We start from the raw sequence: 16,248 nt of genomic DNA on the forward strand, positions 1-16,248 counted from the left end.
CGCGCTAGCGATTAGCCTCGGTTATCGGCCCGAGTGAACGCAAGCTTTAACCAGACGCGAGCGGAATCTTCTGAACAGAAGTGCGGCACCGGTCACCGGTGGTGTTGCGAGCGCGGCTGTTGCGCAGGCGCAGATCACTTCAGCTTGATCTCGCGCAGACGCTCTTCCAGGAAGCCATGCGCCGTGATCGGCTCCGGATAACGGCTGGGATTGTCGGCGCTGATGCACGAGGGCAGCACGTCGATGAGGAAATCCGGATTGGGATGCAGGAAGAACGGCACCGAATAGCGCGGCTGGCGCGCCTGCTCTCCGGGCGGATTGACCACGCGGTGGATGGTGGACGGATATACATGGTTGGTCAGGCGCTGCAGCATGTCGCCGATGTTGACCACGATGGTGTCGGCGTCGGCAGTGAACGGCACCCACTCGCCATCGTGGGAACGCACTTCCAGGCCGGCGGCACTGGCACCCACCAGCAAGGTGATGAAATTGATATCGCCATGCGCACCGGCACGCACGTTGGGAATGTCGTCGCTGGTGATCGGCGGGTAATGGATCGGCCGCAGGATCGAATTGCCGTTGTTGGTCTTGTCGACGAAGTAGTCCTGCGGCAGGCCGATATGCAGCGCCAGCGCCGACAGCACGCGCGAACCCAGTTGATCGAGCTGCTGGTACAGCTGGTAGCCGCGCTCGCGGAAGCCCGGCACTTCGCTGGGCCACAGGTTCGGCGGCATCACTGCGCGGTACGGCGAATCGTCCGGAATCTCGCGGCCGATGTGCCAGAACTCCTTCAGGTCGAAGTGCTTGGAATCCTTGGCGGTTTCCACGCCGAACGCGGTGTAGCCGCGCGCGCCACCGCTGCCTTCCACGTGATAACGGCGCTTGGTCGCTTCGGGCAACGCGAAGAACGCCTTGAACACGTCGTAGGCGGCGTCGATGTCGGCCTGGGCGATGCCGTGGTTGCGGATGCCGGCAAAACCCCACTGCCGATAAGCCGCTCCGAGCTCGGCGACGAAGGCGTCGCGATCGGTGTCGAAACGGGTGATGTCCAGCGTGGGGATGCGCGCGCTCATACGGATGTCTGCAGTCAAGGTCGAAAGGTCCAGAGAAACCTGCTGATCAGATCAGCAGGCGATACAACAGGTAAAACGTGGCGGCCTTGGCGATGACCACGCACACGCCAATGACGATCGACTCACGCCGCGTCACGCACTGCACCCGAGAGCCGGTCGAGCGTGTCCTGCATCAGGCCGGCGTCGTCAGCTTCCACGGTCACCCGTACCACCGGTTCGGTGCCCGACGGGCGCAGGAACGCGCGGCCGCGCCCTTGCACGGCGGCCTGCGCCTGCTGCAATGCCTGCTGCACGTGGACCGCTTCCACAATGGCCTTGGCGGTGCCGCCATCCAGGCGCACGTTGACGGTCTTCTGCGGCACCTTGCTCAGGCTGGCCAGCGCCTCGCGCAGGCTCTGCCCATCGCGGCCCAGCGCTTCGAGCACCTGCAGCGCACTGACGATGCCATCGCCAGTGCTGGCACGGTCCAGGCACAACAGGTGACCGGACGTTTCGCCGCCCAACGTGCCGCCGCCTTCGACCAGGGCCTGATGCACGTAGCGGTCGCCGACCTTGGCGCGCTGGAATGGGATGTGCAGTGCAGCCAATGCCTGTTCCAGACCGTAGTTGGTCATCAAGGTGCCGACCACGGTACCCGTCAGCCGGCCGCTGGCCTGCCACGAGCGGGCCAGCACATACAGCAGATCGTCGCCATCGACCGGGTTGCCCTGGTCATCGGCCATCAGCACGCGGTCGCCGTCGCCATCGAAGGCGATGCCCAGATGCGCCCCGCACTCGCGTACCTTGGCGGCGAGATTGTCGATATGGGTCGAGCCCACGCCGGCGTTGATGTTGAGCCCGTCCGGCGCGGCGCCGATGACCACCACTTCGGCGCCCAGCTCGCGGAACAGCATGGGTGCGATGTGATAGGTGGCGCCATGCGCGCAATCCAGCACCATCTTCAGCCCGTGCAGGGTGAAACCGCGCGCCACGCTGGCCTTGCAGAATTCGATATAGCGGCCGATCGCGTCACGGGTGCGGATGGCCTTGCCCAATCGCTCCGATTCCACCGTGTGGAACGGCTCGTCCAACGCCGCTTCGATCGCCGCTTCGGTGGCGTCGTCGAGCTTCTCGCCTTCGGCGGAGAAGAACTTGATGCCGTTGTCGTAATGCGGATTGTGCGAGGCACTGATCACCACCCCCGCATCTGCGCGCAGCGTGCTGGTCAAAAAGGCGATGGCCGGGGTCGGCATCGGCCCGATCAGCTGCACGTCGGCTCCGGCGGCAACCAGGCCTGCTTCCAGCGCCGCTTCGAACATGTAGCCGGAAATGCGGGTGTCTTTGCCGATCAGCACCAATGGCCGCTTGCTGCGGCCCTGGGTCAGTACACGGCCAAGCGCATTGCCCAGGCGCAGCACGAAATCGGCCGAGATCACACCCTGCCCGACCCGGCCGCGGATGCCGTCGGTGCCGAAGTACTTGCGTGCGCTCATGCGGCGTCGGCGTCTTGCGGATGCGGCTGCCGCATCATCATCGCGGTGAGCTCGGCGATGCGGTCGCGCAGCTGGCGGCGGTCGCAGATCTGGTCGATGGCGCCGTGGTCGAGCAGGAACTCCGAGCGCTGGAAACCTTCCGGCAGCGTTTCGCGCACGGTCTGTTCGATCACGCGCGGGCCGGCAAAGCCGATCAGCGCATGCGGCTCGGCGATGTTGATATCGCCGAGCATCGCGAACGAGGCCGACACGCCACCGGTGGTGGGATGGGTCAGCACCGAGATATACGGCAGGCCGGCTTCGCGCAGGCGGCCGAGCGCGGCCGAGGTCTTGGCCATCTGCATCAGCGAGAACAGGCCTTCCTGCATGCGTGCGCCGCCGCTGGCGGAAAAGCACACGAACGGGCAGCCCACTTCCAGCGCCACTTCGGCCGCACGCGCAAAGCGCTCGCCGACCACCGACCCCATCGAGCCGCCCATGAAGGCGAAATCGAACGCAGCGGCGACCAGCGGATTGCCCTTGAGGGTGCCGCGCATGGCGATCAGCGCGTCGTATTCGCCGCTGGCCTTCTGGCTGGCCTTGATGCGCTCGCCGTAGCGCTTCTGGTCCTTGAACTTGAGCGCGTCGACCGGCCCGAGCTGAGCGGCGATTTCAGTGGTGGCGGTGTCCGGGTCGAACAGCGAATTCAGGCGCGCGCGGGCGCGGATGGCCATGTGGTGATCGCATTTCGGGCACACCTCGAGGTTTTCTTCGAGCTCCGGGCCGTACAGCGCGCTCCCGCAATTGCTGCACTTTTCCCACAGGCCCTCGGGGACACTGCGCTTCTTGGCCGGGGTGTTTTCGGTGCGGATGCCGGAGGGCATCAATTTGCTGAGCCAGCTCATGCGTGTATGACAATCCATGCAGGGCGGCCTGGCGGGCCGCAGAGGGGCGACAGTCTAACGCGCCGTGGGAATGCCAAGGTAGCCGGGGTCATGAATGCGGGATCTGGCGCAGAGACTTGCGGGCTTGGGCGGCGTGATGTCTCTGCGCAGGATGGCGCGATGCGGCGCAATGGATTGGCTGCACGTGGCTGCGCCCGCCCCCTCGCCCCACTCCCTAGCGCTGAGAGAGACGTTCGGTTCTCATTTCTGGTCGAGCGCCTGGCGCAACGGGGCCAGGAACGCTTCGGCGCGCTCACGGGCGCTGCGGACCTCGCCTGCGTCCGCCAATGCGGCGACCAGGGCACTGCCCACCACCACGCCGTCGGCATCCACGGCCATGGCAGCGGCGCTGGCCGCATCCTTGATGCCGAAGCCGGCCACCACCGGCGCGCCGGCACGCTGGCGCAGCTGGCGCAGGCGATCGCTGGCGGCATGGGTGTCGAGCAGATTGGAGGCGCCGGTGACGCCGGCAAAGCTGACGTAGTACAGATAGCCCTGCGCGGTGCTGCACAGCATGTCCAGGCGCTGCTCGCTGGTGGTGGGCGAGGCCAGTGCGATCAGCGCCAAGCCGACCTCGGTAAAGATGGCGCGCGTTTCGCCGGCTTCTTCCGGCGGCAGGTCGACCAGCAGCACACCATCCACGCCCGCGGCGACCGCGGCTTCGGCGAAGCGTCGCGTGCCATGGATCTCGATCGGGTTGAGGTAGCCCATCAACACCACCGGGGTGGTGGCATCTTCGCGGCGGAACTCGTGCACCGCTTCGAGCACATACGCCAGGCCGGCACCGCGGCCCAGCGCGCGCTCGGAGCTGCGCTGGATGGTGGGGCCGTCGGCCATGGGGTCGGAGAACGGCACCCCCAGCTCGATCACATCGGCACCGGCGCGCACCAGCGCGTGCATCACCGGCACGGTGGCTTCCAACGATGGGTCGCCGGCGGTGATGAAGGGGATCAGTGCCTTGCGCCCATTGGCACGCAGCTCGGCGAAGCAGGAATCGATACGACGCATGAAATCACTCGAACAAGGGAGGAAGGCCAGCTGCCATCTAACCTCAGGTGGCAAAGAAATACCGCATCAGCGCAAAGCACAGCGCAAACAGGTAGCCGTAGGAAAATCGATCGATGCGCAGCACCGGGTCGCCGCGACGCGCACGCCACGCACCAAGCGCGGCCATCAGCCCACCGGCGACCAGCGGCGCGATCAGCAGCGCTGCCAGTCGAGACCCAAAGGTCGCAGTGAGGTGCTGCGGCAGCAGCCAGAGACTGACACCGCCAAGTAACGCGCCCAGGATTGCGTAGCCCACTGCCGCCAGCCAGGGCGAGGGCCTGCGCTCGAACGACTCGGCGACAGAGTGCAGGCCAAGTTCGATCAGCAGCTCGGCCAAGGCCTGCAGGAGCACCTCGGCCACCAACTGGAGCATTCCTTCGAGCATCGCCGCGTCCCTGCATCCGGATAGCGTCAGCCGCCACCACTCTTAAAGAGCGATCCCCTCGCGCGCTGCGATGGTATGCACATCCTTATCGCCACGCCCGGACAGATTGCACAACACCAGCGCATCCCTGGGCAGCTCGCGCGCAAGCTTGATCGACTGCGCCACCGCATGGCTGGACTCGAGCGCGGCAAGAATGCCTTCGGTATGCGCCAGCAGATGGAAGGCGGCCATCGCCTCGTCGTCGGTGATGCCCTGGTACACCGCGCGACCGCTGTCGGACAGGAACGAATGCTCCGGGCCCACACCCGGGTAATCCAGGCCGGCGGAAATCGAATGGGTCTCGGTGATCTGGCCGTCGTCGTCGCAGATCACGTAGGTGCGGTTGCCGTGCAGCACGCCCGGGCGACCTGCGGCGATGGAGGCGGCGTGGCGGCCGGTGGCGATGCCATCGCCGGCCGCTTCGGCGCCATAGATCTTGACGCCCGGATCATTGAGGAAGGCATGGAACAAACCGATCGCATTGCTGCCGCCACCCACGCAGGCACTGATCGCATCCGGCAGCCGGCCATACTCCTGCAGCATCTGTTCGCGCGCCTCGCGACCGACAATCGCATTGAAGTCGCGCACCATGCGCGGGTATGGGTCCGGGCCAGCCACGGTGCCGATGATGTAGAAGGTGTCGCGCACGTTGGTCACCCAGTCGCGCATGGCTTCGTTGAGCGCGTCCTTGAGCGTGGCCGAGCCGGAAGTCACCGGGATCACCGTGGCGCCGAGCAGCTTCATGCGGTAGACGTTGATCTTTTGCCGCTCGATGTCGGTGGCGCCCATGTAGACCACGCATTCCAGGCCCAGGCGTGCCGCCACGGTGGCACTGGCGACGCCGTGCTGGCCGGCGCCGGTCTCGGCGATGATGCGGGTCTTGCCCATGCGGCTGGCCAACAGCGCCTGGCCGATGGTGTTGTTGATCTTGTGCGCGCCGGTGTGGTTCAGGTCTTCGCGCTTGAGCAGGATCTGCGCCCCACCCACTTCACGGCTGAGCCGCTCGGCGTGGTAGATCGGGCTGGGCCGGCCGACGTAATGCTTGAGGTCCTTGTCGTATTCGGCAATGAAACTCGGGTCCTGCCGCGCCTGATCGTAAGCGGCGGACAATTCCTGCAGTGGGCCGATCAAGGTTTCGGCGACGAAACGGCCACCGAACTTGCCGAAGTGACCGGCAGCATCCGGATAGGCGTAAAAGTCACTGATGGGCTGGGCCGACATGGGAATCCTCTGCAGCGATGCGTCATACGAGAGGCATCACTCTAGCGCAGCCGCGGCGCGCGATAAATCGATAAGATTGCCGCAACCTGTGAGCTGGAATCACATATGAGCGCCTTGCTTCCTCCATTGGCGGCGCTGCGTGCGTTCGAAGCTGCCGCGCGCCTGCAGAGCATCAGCCGTGCTGCGCAGGAATTGCACGTGACCCATGGCGCCATCAGCCGGCACGTGCGTTCGCTGGAACAGGCGTTGGGCGCGGCGCTGTTTGCGCGCCAGGGCCGCGGCCTGGTGCTGACCGCAGCGGGCGTTCGGCTTCGCGATGCCACCGGCGAAGGCTTTGGCGTGATTGGTCAGGCCTGGGCGGCATTACAACGCCCGGCCGCCGAAGCGCCGCTGGTGCTGGGGTGTTCGGGCAGCTTGCTGGCGCGCTGGGTGATTCCGCGCCTGGGACTGCTGCAGCAAGAGCTGCCTGACGTGCGCCTGCATCTGTCGGCCAGCGAACAGCCACCTGGTCCGGAGCTGGACGGCTTGGATGCCGCCCTGCTGCTGGACACCCCGCCCTGGCCCAGCGAGTGGCAGGTGCACACCCTCGGCGTGGAGTGGATTGGGCCGGTGCTGAGCCCTCAGCTCGCATCGACCCTGCAGATCGAGGGGAGCAACCCGGCCGCGCTCGGCGATCACGCGCTGCTGCACACCCGCTCGCGCCCGCAAGCCTGGCCGGAATGGGCCCAGGCGCACGGGCTGGCACCTGAGGGGCTGCGCTTCGGTACCGAATTCGAACACCTGGTGTATCTGTTGGAAGCCGCTGCCGCTGGTCTTGGGATCGCGATTGCGCCGCAGCCGTTGGTCGCCGCGGACCTGGCAGCCGGGCGCCTGCTGGCGCCATGGGGCTTCACCGCCACGCGAGGGCGCTGGGTCTTGTGCGCGGCCAAGCGCAACCCCGATCCACGCATCGAACGGCTGGCCGGCTGGCTAGGCAAAGCGCTGGCGACAGACCAGCACACCTCTTCAACCCTGCAGGCAGCGGAGAACTGAGCAGCCATCGCGCGCGATCACCACATGAGCACTTCGCCAGCTGCTGGCGCATCGCGAACACGTGCAAGCGAAAAGGCGCAAGGATCAGGCGACTGTCCAGTGGATCCTGACGCAGCGGTGTTGCAGGCAAGAAGCAGCGCTTGAGATGCCTCGGCATAGCCGCTGCCACGAATCCCGAACCCCAATCACCCTCACGACATGTCGTGACAATCCGCCCGCCGCACTTCCTCGACGAACTTGCGCATCTTGTGGCCGTCCTTGATGCCGGGCGCCAACTCCACGCCACTGGAAACGTCCACGCCCCAAGGCAACGTGGCCACGATGGCGTCGAACACGTTGTCGGCGTTGATGCCACCGGCCAGCAGAAACGGACGGTGCAAGCCGGTGGGCAAGCGCGACCAGTCGAAGGTCTTGCCGGTGCCGCCGCCCGCGCCGGGCGCATGGCTGTCGAACAGAAAGCCAGCGGTATTGGGATACGACAACTGCAGCGTGCGCGCGTTGGCGTCCTCGCCATTCACGCCGCTGCTGCCCATCGGCACCGCCTTGAGATACGGCAGGTTGAAGCTACGGCAGAACGCGTCGTCTTCCTCGCCATGGAACTGCAACAAGGTCGGGCGCACGGTGCGCACCACTTCGCGCACTTCTTCCTTAGAATTGTTGCGGAACAACGCCACCACATCGACCATCGGCGCAGTGGCCTGGCGCATCGCGCGCGCCTCGGCCGGCGCCACGCGCCGGGGGCTGCCATGCGCAAAGATGAAACCTACCGCGTCCACACCCAGCTCGCCGGCCAGCCGGATATCGCCGGCGCGGGTCATGCCACAAAACTTGATACGGGTGCGGTACAGCGATCGATTCATTGGGTCACCTCAGCAGGCAGATGCCACTCTGCAGGATACAGAGGTCCGATAAATACCAGACCTTGTGGCGGCGCTGTCGGGCCGGCCACAGTGCGGTCGCGTCCGGCGAGCAACGTCGCGATCCAGTCGGCCGGCTGCTCGCCGGTACCGACCAAAATCAGCGAACCCACAATATTCCGCACCATGTGATGAAGGAATGCATTGGCCTGGACCTGCACCTCCACCACCTCGCCGATACGCTGCACGTGGATGGCCTGCAGGTGACGGCGCGCGTGCAAGGCCTGACATTGCACGCTGCGGAACGCGCTGAAATCGTTCTCGCCCAATAAGGCCTGCGCCGCCGCATGCATGGCATCGGCGTCGAGCGGGCGACGCTCCCAGCTCAGGGTCTGCCGATACAGGGCTGGGCGAATCTGCCGATTGAGCAGGCGATAGCGGTAACGACGCGCGCGTGCGGAAAAGCGCGCGTGGAAGTCATCGGCTGCCGGCACGCACCAGCGCACGGCGATCGACGGCGGCAGGCGCGCAGTGGTGCCCAGCATCCAGCCACGCGGCTCGCGGCGTGCGTCGCTATCGAAATGCACCACCTGGCATTCGCCATGCACGCCCGCGTCGGTGCGCCCGGCGCAGACCACCTGCACCGGCGCATCGGCGACCGACGACAAGGCCGCCTGCAGGCTGGCCTGCACGCTCGGCCCGCCATGCTCGCCCAACTGCTGCCAGCCCTGGAACTCGCTGCCGTCATATTCCACGCCCAGCGCGTAACGCATCGGTACCTGCCTATAAGTGAATCGATGAAATCGGCGCGCCGGTCATGCCGCCGCCATCGCAGGCGATTGCCAGCACAGCCCCGTCGCTGCAAAGAAGGTGAAGTGTACGAGCCACATTGGCTGGTGCCGAGCCGCGGGACGCGCGTGCGACCAGCGCGCAGTCAGTCGTCGGACGCGACGCTGCGCTCGGACCACACGGCCAACGTGGTGCCGCCGGGCTCGCGGAAATGAAACCGGCTGCCGCCCGGAAAGCCGAAGACCGGCTTGACGATCACCCCGCCTGCGCCACGCACGCGCTCGATCACCGGGGCCAACGCGTCGGCATACAACACCACAAGCGGACCACCCCCGTCCGGCGCCGGCGCGGCTGCACGGTAGAAGCCGCCGTCCAGGCGTCCATCGTTGAAGGCCAGGTAATCCGGACCGTAGGCCTGGAATTGCCAACCGAACACCGCTTCGAAGAACGCACGGCTGGCATCCGGATCGATGGAGGCGAACTCCACATAGTCGATCCGGCGCTCGCGTACGTCACTTTCCTGCGCGGCAAGGCGATCGATCGCCGGGCTCATGCCAGGCGTTCCAGCAGCTCGGCGGCTTCGGCGCGCGTGGCGTCGTCGCCGGTGGCGGCAACTTCCAGCAGCAGGCCGCGCGCGGTGTCCTTGTCGCCCAGGTCCATGTAAGCCACCGCCAGTTCCAGGCGATCGCGCCCGGCCGAGGCGACGTCACGGCTGGCCGAGGGGCTGGGCGCAGCGCTCGGCGCCGCAGGCGGACGCTCGAAATCCAGGCTGTCTTGCGTGGCCGCCGCTACCGGGGAAGCCGTAGACGGGACATCACCGATCGTGGGTGCGACATCTGCGTGGCTCGCCTCCACGGCCTCGAACGCCGGGTGCGGCGGAGCCTGCGCCTCGTCGACGGGGGCGCCGTCCTGCGGCGGCGTTGCCACCACCGGCGGTGCGGCCCGCAGCGCACGCCAATCGTCGCTGTTGACCGCCATGGGCGCAGCAGCCGGCTCGGACGGCAGCGGCTCGCGACGCAGCACGTCCGACAATGGTTGCTGCGCGTCATGGGCGCGCTCTTCGTCGCGCAGATCGGCCTGCTCGAATTCGGTCTCGTGCACCACATCGGGCTCGCTGGGCTCAGTGGCTTGCGTCGCCTCTTGCGGCTCGGCGGCCTGCACCGGCGCGCCAGGCAGGACGAAGTCGAACTGCCGACGCGGCAACGGCGGCAGCGGCGAGGGTTTGCGACGGCGCGCGGCCAGCCACGCCACCACGGCCGCGACGATCAACACCAGCCCGCCGATCAACCACAGCGGAAAACCGCCACCCTGTTGTGCGGCCGCCGGGGTTTCCGACAGGCGCTTCTGTGCAGCCGCCAGGTCGCTGTCCTTCATGGCGATCAGCGCTTGCTGTTGCTGCTTGAGCTTTTCCAGATCCGCCACGCGGGTCCGCAGGTCCTGCAATTCCGCATCGCGGGTGGCGATGTCTTCCTTGGCCTGTTGCAACTGTTGATTGGCCGCCATCTCGCCCTCGCCTTCGGCACTGGTGCCGGACGTGACGCCGGCCTTGTTGGTCTGACTCGCCACTGCAGGGGCGATTTCGAGCCGCGCGCCGTTGCCAGCCGCTGCGGCAGGTGTGGCGGGCGGCGGCGTTGCGGCAGCGGCGGCGCCGGCCTCGGCCGGTTGCGGCACCGCCGATCGCGCCTGCCGCCACTGGGCGGCCTGCTCGCGCACCATGACCGCCGCTTCGGCCGCACCGACCTGGGCAAGCGCGTCTTCCTGCGGCGTGCGCAGCACCGCGCCCTGCTTCAGGCGATTGATGTTGCCGTTGATGAAGGCGTCCGGATTGGTGCGCAGCAACGCCAGCATGGTCTGGTCCAGCGAGTGCCCGCTGGAACGCGCCACCGCCGCGGCGATCTCCGACAAGGTCTGGCCCGCGCGCACGGCCGGCAACGTGTCGCCGGCCTGCGTCGCAGACGCAGCAGACGCACTGCCAGTTGCACGCGCAGCCGGTTCGGCCCTGGCGTTGTCCTGCGCGGCGGGCGCGGCGACCGGCGCCGGCTCGCGTGCAATCGCATTGCTGGAACCGGCACGCGGCGCTTCGATGGCCGGCTCGGCGATGGCGGCCGCGGTGTTGGGCGCATCGACCAAGGCGGAATATTCGCGCACCAGCCGGCCCTGGCCCCACTCCACCTCGATCAGGAAGTTGATCGCCGGCTGGTCCACCGCCTGGCTGCTGGTCACGCGGATCACCGCACGCCCGCGTGCGTCCTGCGCGAACTGGAACTGCAGATTGCTGACCAGCCCTTGCGGGCGCTCCAGGCCGACGCGCGCAAACGTGGTGGCCGATGCCAATGCCACGCGCGCGTTGTCGAGTTCGCCCGGCTCGTTGGAGATGACCGGAATCTCGGCCACCAGCGGTTGCCCGGGCTTGGACAGCACCCGGATATCGCCCAGTCCCAACGCCATTGCAGCGCCGCTGCAGGCCATCAGCAGCAACGCACCTATCCCTTGTATCGGACGCATCGCGCCCCCGCCCCTATGTTTCATGGGCATCAATATAGCCGCTGGATGAGCGAAAAAGTCGGCGCCGTGATGCAGAGCGCTGTGCCAGCGACACTGCCGCAGTGCGGCATGCATGCGTGGCCAATGCAAACCGGCAAGTGCTGATGGGCGCTCTCACTGCGCGAGGTCTCAAGCGCGCAACGGCCTGTCGGCAGATTGCGTGGTGCAAAGTCACGCGCTGCGGGATGCCATGACATGGCGCCAATGGCGTGTCGCCTGAGCAGGCACGGAGTGTGTGCGAGCGGCTGGCGACAGGTCTGCGCACTGCAAGCTGCAAGGTCCTCCAATGCCACATGAGGCGATACGCGCACGTGCGCATGCCCGCAGACGCGCGATGGGCAGCGCGCCTGCAGGTGGAATTCGGCTGAGGTGGAATTCGGTTGAGAATCGAGCCGACGTTCCATGTGTCGGTGCGCACCCTGCCGGAGCGCTCGCGCGTGGTGCGCCTCTCTGGGAAGCATCACCGCGCGCCGGCATGCTCCAGCACGTGCACGGCGGTTGAGAGCGCCAACCGCACGTCGCGAGCCGTCCCCATGCAGGCGCGAACGGCGCGCTCAGCATCGCAGTGGCCGGGTGACGCCTGCTGCACCAGGCGCCGGCCGCGCGCACGCATGGCGGCTGCGCGGTCGTCTTTGTCGTGCTGCTTAGCCTTCCTGTGCGACCAGTTCGGCCAGCTGCACGGCGTTGAGCGCAGCGCCCTTGCGGATATTGTCGGAGACGATCCACAAGTTCAGGCCGCGCGGATGCGAAAAGTCTTCACGGATGCGGCCGACGAACACCGCATCCTTGCCGGAAGCATGCGTGACCGGCGTCGGGTAGCCGCCGGGCTTGCGCTCGTCCACCACTTCCACGCCAGGCGACGCTGCCAGCAGCGCGCGCGCCTGCTCCACGGTGATCTTGTCGCGGGTCTCGATCGCCACCGCTTCGGAATGGCCGTAGAACACCGGCACGCGCACCGCGGTGGGGTTCACCTGGATGCTGTCGTCGCCGAGGATCTTGCGGGTCTCCCAGACCAGCTTCATCTCTTCCTTGGTGTAGCCGTTGTCCTGGAAGTCGTCGATGTGCGGGATCAGGTTGAAGGCGATCTGCACCGGGAACCGCTGCGGGTCGATGTCCTGAAAGCTCAACAACTCGCTGGTCTGCTTGCCCAGTTCTTCCATCGCCGAACGCCCGCCGCCGGAGACCGACTGGTAGGTCGCCACGTTGATACGCTCGATGCCGTACTGGCGGTGGATTGGGCCCAGTGCCACCAGCATTTGCATGGTCGAGCAATTGGGATTGGCGATGATGCCGCGCGGGCGCTGCTTGAGCGCTTCCGGGTTGACCTCGGACACCACCAGCGGCACGTCGTCGTCATAGCGGAAGGCCGAGGAGTTATCGATCACCACCGCACCGGCCGCGGCGAACTTGGGGCCGTATTCCTTGGACACGCTGCCGCCGGCGGAGAACAGCGCGATGTCCACGCCGGCGGGGTCGAACTCGGCCAGGTCCAGCACATCGACCTTGCCGCCATTGAACTCCACCTGCCCGCCCGCCGAGCGCGACGACGCCAGCGCGTACAGGGTGGCGACCGGGAAGTTGCGCTCGGCCAGGATGCTCAGCATGGTCTCGCCGACAGCGCCGGTGGCGCCCACGACGGCGACGTTGAAACGACGGTTTTCGTTGCTCATGAGTTTGTCTTTATCGAAAGGGGAAATGAGGAAGCACTGCGCGCTGGGTTCGGGGAACCTCCAACGCTGGCCGCGGAGGTTCCCTATCGTTTGGTCGAAATGCTGCCGGTGACGCCGTTTTTTTTGGCGTCCACGCCGGTGCCGCCACGTTTGGTAGCGGCAACTGCATCGGCGTTGAGGGCGCTCGGCGGGTTGCCGGCATGCGGGCCCTTGCCCAGCGCAGCGATCAGGTTGTCCACCGCCAGTTGCACCATCGCGCGGCGCGTGGCCAGGCTGGCGCTGCCGATGTGCGGGGTGAGCACCACGTTGTTCAGCGCCAGCAGCTCCGGACGCACATGCGGCTCGCCTTCGTAGACATCCAGGCCGGCACCGGCCAGGCGGCCGTTGGCCAGCGCATCGGCCAATGCCAGCTCATCGACGATGCCACCGCGGGCGATGTTCACCAGCGTGGCGGTGGCGCGCATCTTGCCCAACGCCGCGGCATCGATGATGTGGTGAGAGTCCCTGGTGTACGGCAATACCAGCACCAGGTGATCGGACTGCGCCAGCAATGTCTCGAAATCCACATACCGTGCGCCCAGCGCCTGTTCGGTAGCGGCCGGCAACGGGCTGCGGTTGTGGTACAGCACGCGCATGCCGAAACCGTGCGCACCGCGCCGGGCGATGCCTTGGCCAATGCGGCCCATGCCCAGGATGCCGAGCGTGCTGCCGTGGATATCGGCGCCGAGCATGGTCTTGAACGACCATTGCCCCCACTGCCCGTCGCGCAGCCAGCGCTCGGATTCGGTGATGCGGCGCGCGGTGGCCATCAGCAACGCAAAGCCGAGATCGGCCGTGGTTTCGGTAAGCACGTCCGGCGTGTTGCTGGCCAGGATGCCGGCCGCGCTTAAGGCGTCGATGTCGAGATTGTTGTAGCCCACGCCGACATTGGCGATGGCGCGCAGCTGCGGCGCGGCGGCGATTTCGGCCGCGCCGATGCGCTCGTTGAGGGTGATCAGGGCGCCGTCCAACGGTGCCAGTTGCGCGGCCAGCTCGGCCGGCGAATATGCGCTGACGCGCTGCGTGGTGGTCAGCTCGAAATGCTCGCCCAGCTGCGCGACGACATCGTCGAACAGCGGCTGGCTCACCCACACCCTGGGACGACGTCCGTCAGACATCGACCTGACCGGGAATGCGTGGCGACACCTCGCCCACATCGCCGCACTGCGCACGATGTCGCAACGCCTGGTCCATCAGCACCAGTGCCATCATCGCCTCGGCGATCGGGGTGGCGCGGATGCCCACGCACGGGTCGTGCCGGCCGGTGGTGATGACATCGACCACGCTGCCATCGGCATCCACCGTCGCGCCGGGCAGGCGCAGGCTGGAGGTGGGCTTGAGCACCATCGAGGCGGTGACCGCCTGGCCGGTGGAGATTCCGCCCAGGATGCCGCCGGCATGGTTGCTGAGAAAGCCTTCCGGGGTGATCAGGTCGCGGTGTTCGGTACCCTTCTGCGCCGCGCTGGCGAAGCCGTCGCCGATCTCCACGCCCTTGACCGCATTGATGCTCATCAACGCCGCCGCAAGTTCGGCATCGAGCTTGCCGTAGATCGGCTCGCCCCAGCCTGCCGGAACGCCGCCGGCCACCACGTCCACGCGCGCACCGACCGAGTCGCCGGATTTGCGCAGCGCGTCCATGTAGGTTTCCAGCTCCGGCACCTGCGCCGCATGCGGCCAGAAGAACGGGTTGTCTTCCACCGCATCCCAATCGAAACCAGCGGGACGGATCTGGCCCAGCTGCGACAGGAAACCGCGCACCAGCACGCCATAGCGCTGCTTGAGCCACTTCTTGGCGATCACGCCGGCGGCCACGCGCATGGTGGTTTCGCGCGCCGACGAACGCCCGCCGCCGCGCGGATCGCGAATGCCGTACTTCTGCCAGTAGGTGTAATCGGCATGGCCGGGACGGAACTGCTGGGCGATGTTGCTGTAGTCCTTGCTGCGCTGATCGGTATTGCGGATCAGCAAGCCGATCGGCGTGCCGGTGGTACGGCCTTCGTACACGCCGGACAGGATCTCGATCTCGTCGGCCTCGCGGCGCGCCGAGGTGTGCCGGCTCTTGCCGCTGGCGCGGCGCTGCAGATCGTGGGTGAACTCTTCCGGCGCGAGCTCCAGGCCGGGAGGGCAGCCGTCGACGACGCAACCGATCGCCGGCCCGTGCGACTCGCCGAAGGTGGTGACAGTGAACAGCTTGCCGAACGAATTGGCACTCATGCGCGCAGGCTCATCGCTGCGCGGCCAGCTCGGCGATGCGGGCACCGTGGGCGATCAATTCGCGGCATTCCACCGCGAAGATGCCCATCTGCCCGACCTTGAACTCGACCCAGGCCAGATCCACTTCCGGCAGCAGCTTGACCAGGTGCTGCTCGGACTCGCCCACTTCGCAGATCAGCAAGCCGTCTTCGCTTAGGTGCTGCGGCGCATCGCGCAGGATCTTCAACACCAGGTCCAGGCCATCGTCGCCGGCGCGCAGGCCGAGTTCGGGCTCGTAGGAATACTCCTGCGGCAGCGCGTCGGTTTCCTCGTTGGTGACGTACGGCGGGTTGGTGACGATCAGGTCGTACTGGCGACCGCCCAGACCGTTGAACAGGTCCGACTTGAGCAAGGTGACATTGTCGGCATGCAGGCGCGCCTTGTTTTCGGCGGCCAGCGCCAGCGCATCGTCGCTGATGTCCACGCCATCCACATCCCACTGCGGGTTGTAGTGGCCCATCGCGATGGCAATGCAGCCCGAGCCGGTGCACAGGTCCAGCGCGCGAGTCACTTCGCGCCCGCCCAGCCAGGGCTCGAAGCCGGCTTCGATCAATTCGGCGATCGGCGAACGCGGCACCAGGGCGCGCGCATCGCTCTTGAAACTCAGGCCTGCAAACCAGGCCTCGCCGGTGAGGTAAGCGGCCGGCACGCGCTCGGTGATGCGGCGCTCGAACAGACCAAGCACCTGCTCTTTTTCCGAGCGCAGCAAGCGCGCCTGGCCGTAGGCCGGGCCCAGATCGTGCGGCAGATGCAGGCTGTGCAGGACCAGCTGGGTGGCTTCGTCCAACGCATTGTCGTAGCTGTGGCCGAAGGTCAGACCGGCTGCGTTGAAACGGCTGGTGCCGTAGCGGATCAGGTCGATGATGGTGTGCAGTTCGTCGGCCGCGGCGGCAGTCATGGCAAC

At 66.8% G+C, this 16,248-nt stretch carries 15 protein-coding genes; 1 reads left to right on the top strand and 14 read right to left on the bottom strand.

All coding sequences use genetic code 11. From position 1 onward, the window contains the following. Nucleotides 1–134: 134 nt before the first annotated feature. From AC1POX_RS14095 to trpB, 6 genes are all read right to left on the bottom strand, one after another. Nucleotides 135–1,073, bottom strand: a complete 939-nt coding sequence (locus AC1POX_RS14095; RefSeq protein WP_011347947.1) for an isopenicillin N synthase family dioxygenase — start codon at nucleotides 1,071–1,073, stop codon at nucleotides 135–137. Between the two features lie 122 nt (nucleotides 1,074–1,195). Next, on the bottom strand, nucleotides 1,196–2,545 hold the full coding sequence (glmM, locus tag AC1POX_RS14100; RefSeq protein WP_014090532.1) for a phosphoglucosamine mutase: 1,350 nt from the start codon (nucleotides 2,543–2,545) through the stop codon (nucleotides 1,196–1,198). After that, nucleotides 2,542–3,429, bottom strand: coding sequence for an acetyl-CoA carboxylase, carboxyltransferase subunit beta (gene accD, locus AC1POX_RS14105; protein WP_008570957.1), 888 nt, complete (start codon nucleotides 3,427–3,429; stop codon nucleotides 2,542–2,544). Before accD ends, glmM begins: the two co-directional genes overlap by 4 nt. A gap of 240 nt (nucleotides 3,430–3,669) precedes the next feature. After that, entirely contained in the window at nucleotides 3,670–4,476 is an 807-nt protein-coding gene (gene trpA / locus AC1POX_RS14110) for a tryptophan synthase subunit alpha (RefSeq protein ID WP_008570956.1), read from the bottom strand. Nucleotides 4,477–4,519: 43 nt separating this feature from the next. Continuing rightward, complete coding sequence (locus tag AC1POX_RS14115) at nucleotides 4,520–4,900, bottom strand: hypothetical protein (RefSeq protein WP_041469705.1); 381 nt, start codon at nucleotides 4,898–4,900, stop codon at nucleotides 4,520–4,522. Between the two features lie 42 nt (nucleotides 4,901–4,942). After that, nucleotides 4,943–6,160, bottom strand: coding sequence for a tryptophan synthase subunit beta (trpB, locus tag AC1POX_RS14120; RefSeq protein ID WP_014090534.1), 1,218 nt, complete (start codon nucleotides 6,158–6,160; stop codon nucleotides 4,943–4,945). Between the two features lie 105 nt (nucleotides 6,161–6,265). Between trpB and AC1POX_RS14125 the strand changes: the two genes are divergently transcribed. After that, nucleotides 6,266–7,192 carry a LysR family transcriptional regulator gene (locus tag AC1POX_RS14125; RefSeq protein WP_031423341.1) on the top strand — a complete coding sequence of 309 codons (927 nt, stop codon included), beginning with the start codon at nucleotides 6,266–6,268 and terminating at the stop codon, nucleotides 7,190–7,192. Between the two features lie 191 nt (nucleotides 7,193–7,383). Here AC1POX_RS14125 and AC1POX_RS14130 read toward each other — a convergent pair whose 3' ends face one another. The 8 genes from AC1POX_RS14130 to prmB all read right to left on the bottom strand — a co-directional run bounded on the left by AC1POX_RS14130 (nucleotide 7,384) and on the right by prmB (nucleotide 16,242). Continuing rightward, nucleotides 7,384–8,052: a phosphoribosylanthranilate isomerase gene (locus tag AC1POX_RS14130; protein WP_008570953.1), complete on the bottom strand. Its 669-nt coding sequence runs from the start codon at nucleotides 8,050–8,052 to the stop codon at nucleotides 7,384–7,386. Next, a complete protein-coding gene (truA, locus tag AC1POX_RS14135; RefSeq protein WP_008570951.1) occupies nucleotides 8,049–8,822 on the bottom strand; it encodes a tRNA pseudouridine(38-40) synthase TruA in 774 nt (257 codons plus the stop codon). The genes AC1POX_RS14130 and truA overlap by 4 nt, the downstream gene beginning before the upstream one ends. A gap of 161 nt (nucleotides 8,823–8,983) precedes the next feature. Continuing rightward, nucleotides 8,984–9,391: a VOC family protein gene (locus AC1POX_RS14140; protein WP_372356299.1), complete on the bottom strand. Its 408-nt coding sequence runs from the start codon at nucleotides 9,389–9,391 to the stop codon at nucleotides 8,984–8,986. Beyond that, nucleotides 9,388–11,343 carry a type IV pilus assembly protein FimV gene (locus AC1POX_RS14145; RefSeq protein ID WP_481108584.1) on the bottom strand — a complete coding sequence of 652 codons (1,956 nt, stop codon included), beginning with the start codon at nucleotides 11,341–11,343 and terminating at the stop codon, nucleotides 9,388–9,390. The genes AC1POX_RS14140 and AC1POX_RS14145 overlap by 4 nt, the downstream gene beginning before the upstream one ends. Before the next feature lie 683 nt (nucleotides 11,344–12,026). Continuing rightward, the gene (locus AC1POX_RS14150) at nucleotides 12,027–13,052 is read right to left on the bottom strand and encodes an aspartate-semialdehyde dehydrogenase (protein WP_011347954.1); all 1,026 of its coding nucleotides are present in this window, start codon (nucleotides 13,050–13,052) and stop codon (nucleotides 12,027–12,029) included. A gap of 83 nt (nucleotides 13,053–13,135) precedes the next feature. Further along, nucleotides 13,136–14,209: a 2-hydroxyacid dehydrogenase gene (locus AC1POX_RS14155; protein ID WP_039417773.1), complete on the bottom strand. Its 1,074-nt coding sequence runs from the start codon at nucleotides 14,207–14,209 to the stop codon at nucleotides 13,136–13,138. Next, a complete protein-coding gene (gene aroC, locus AC1POX_RS14160; RefSeq protein ID WP_008577522.1) occupies nucleotides 14,202–15,305 on the bottom strand; it encodes a chorismate synthase in 1,104 nt (367 codons plus the stop codon). Before aroC ends, AC1POX_RS14155 begins: the two co-directional genes overlap by 8 nt. A 10-nt stretch (nucleotides 15,306–15,315) precedes the next feature. Further along, nucleotides 15,316–16,242 (bottom strand): 50S ribosomal protein L3 N(5)-glutamine methyltransferase, encoded by a 927-nt coding sequence (gene prmB, locus AC1POX_RS14165; RefSeq protein WP_008577520.1) that lies wholly within the window; start codon nucleotides 16,240–16,242, stop codon nucleotides 15,316–15,318. Nucleotides 16,243–16,248 lie beyond the last annotated feature (6 nt).

It is taken from the genome of Xanthomonas sp. NCPPB 3442 (assembly GCF_056725145.1).

Bases quoted from the DNA above. Each gene is read 5' to 3' on its own strand.
- AC1POX_RS14095 (WP_011347947.1), bottom strand. From the start codon at position 1,073: ATGAGCGCGCGCATCCCCACGCTGGACATCACCCGTTTCGACACCGAT.
- glmM (WP_014090532.1), bottom strand. From the start codon at position 2,545: ATGAGCGCACGCAAGTACTTCGGCACCGACGGCATCCGCGGCCGGGTC.
- accD (WP_008570957.1), bottom strand. From the start codon at position 3,429: ATGAGCTGGCTCAGCAAATTGATGCCCTCCGGCATCCGCACCGAAAAC.
- trpA (WP_008570956.1), bottom strand. From the start codon at position 4,476: ATGCGTCGTATCGATTCCTGCTTCGCCGAGCTGCGTGCCAATGGGCGC.
- AC1POX_RS14115 (WP_041469705.1), bottom strand. From the start codon at position 4,900: ATGCTCGAAGGAATGCTCCAGTTGGTGGCCGAGGTGCTCCTGCAGGCC.
- trpB (WP_014090534.1), bottom strand. From the start codon at position 6,160: ATGTCGGCCCAGCCCATCAGTGACTTTTACGCCTATCCGGATGCTGCC.
- AC1POX_RS14125 (WP_031423341.1), top strand. From the start codon at position 6,266: ATGAGCGCCTTGCTTCCTCCATTGGCGGCGCTGCGTGCGTTCGAAGCT.
- AC1POX_RS14130 (WP_008570953.1), bottom strand. From the start codon at position 8,052: ATGAATCGATCGCTGTACCGCACCCGTATCAAGTTTTGTGGCATGACC.
- truA (WP_008570951.1), bottom strand. From the start codon at position 8,822: ATGCGTTACGCGCTGGGCGTGGAATATGACGGCAGCGAGTTCCAGGGC.
- AC1POX_RS14140 (WP_372356299.1), bottom strand. From the start codon at position 9,391: ATGAGCCCGGCGATCGATCGCCTTGCCGCGCAGGAAAGTGACGTACGC.
- AC1POX_RS14145 (WP_481108584.1), bottom strand. From the start codon at position 11,343: ATGCGTCCGATACAAGGGATAGGTGCGTTGCTGCTGATGGCCTGCAGC.
- AC1POX_RS14150 (WP_011347954.1), bottom strand. From the start codon at position 13,052: ATGAGCAACGAAAACCGTCGTTTCAACGTCGCCGTCGTGGGCGCCACC.
- AC1POX_RS14155 (WP_039417773.1), bottom strand. From the start codon at position 14,209: ATGTCTGACGGACGTCGTCCCAGGGTGTGGGTGAGCCAGCCGCTGTTC.
- aroC (WP_008577522.1), bottom strand. From the start codon at position 15,305: ATGAGTGCCAATTCGTTCGGCAAGCTGTTCACTGTCACCACCTTCGGC.
- prmB (WP_008577520.1), bottom strand. From the start codon at position 16,242: ATGACTGCCGCCGCGGCCGACGAACTGCACACCATCATCGACCTGATC.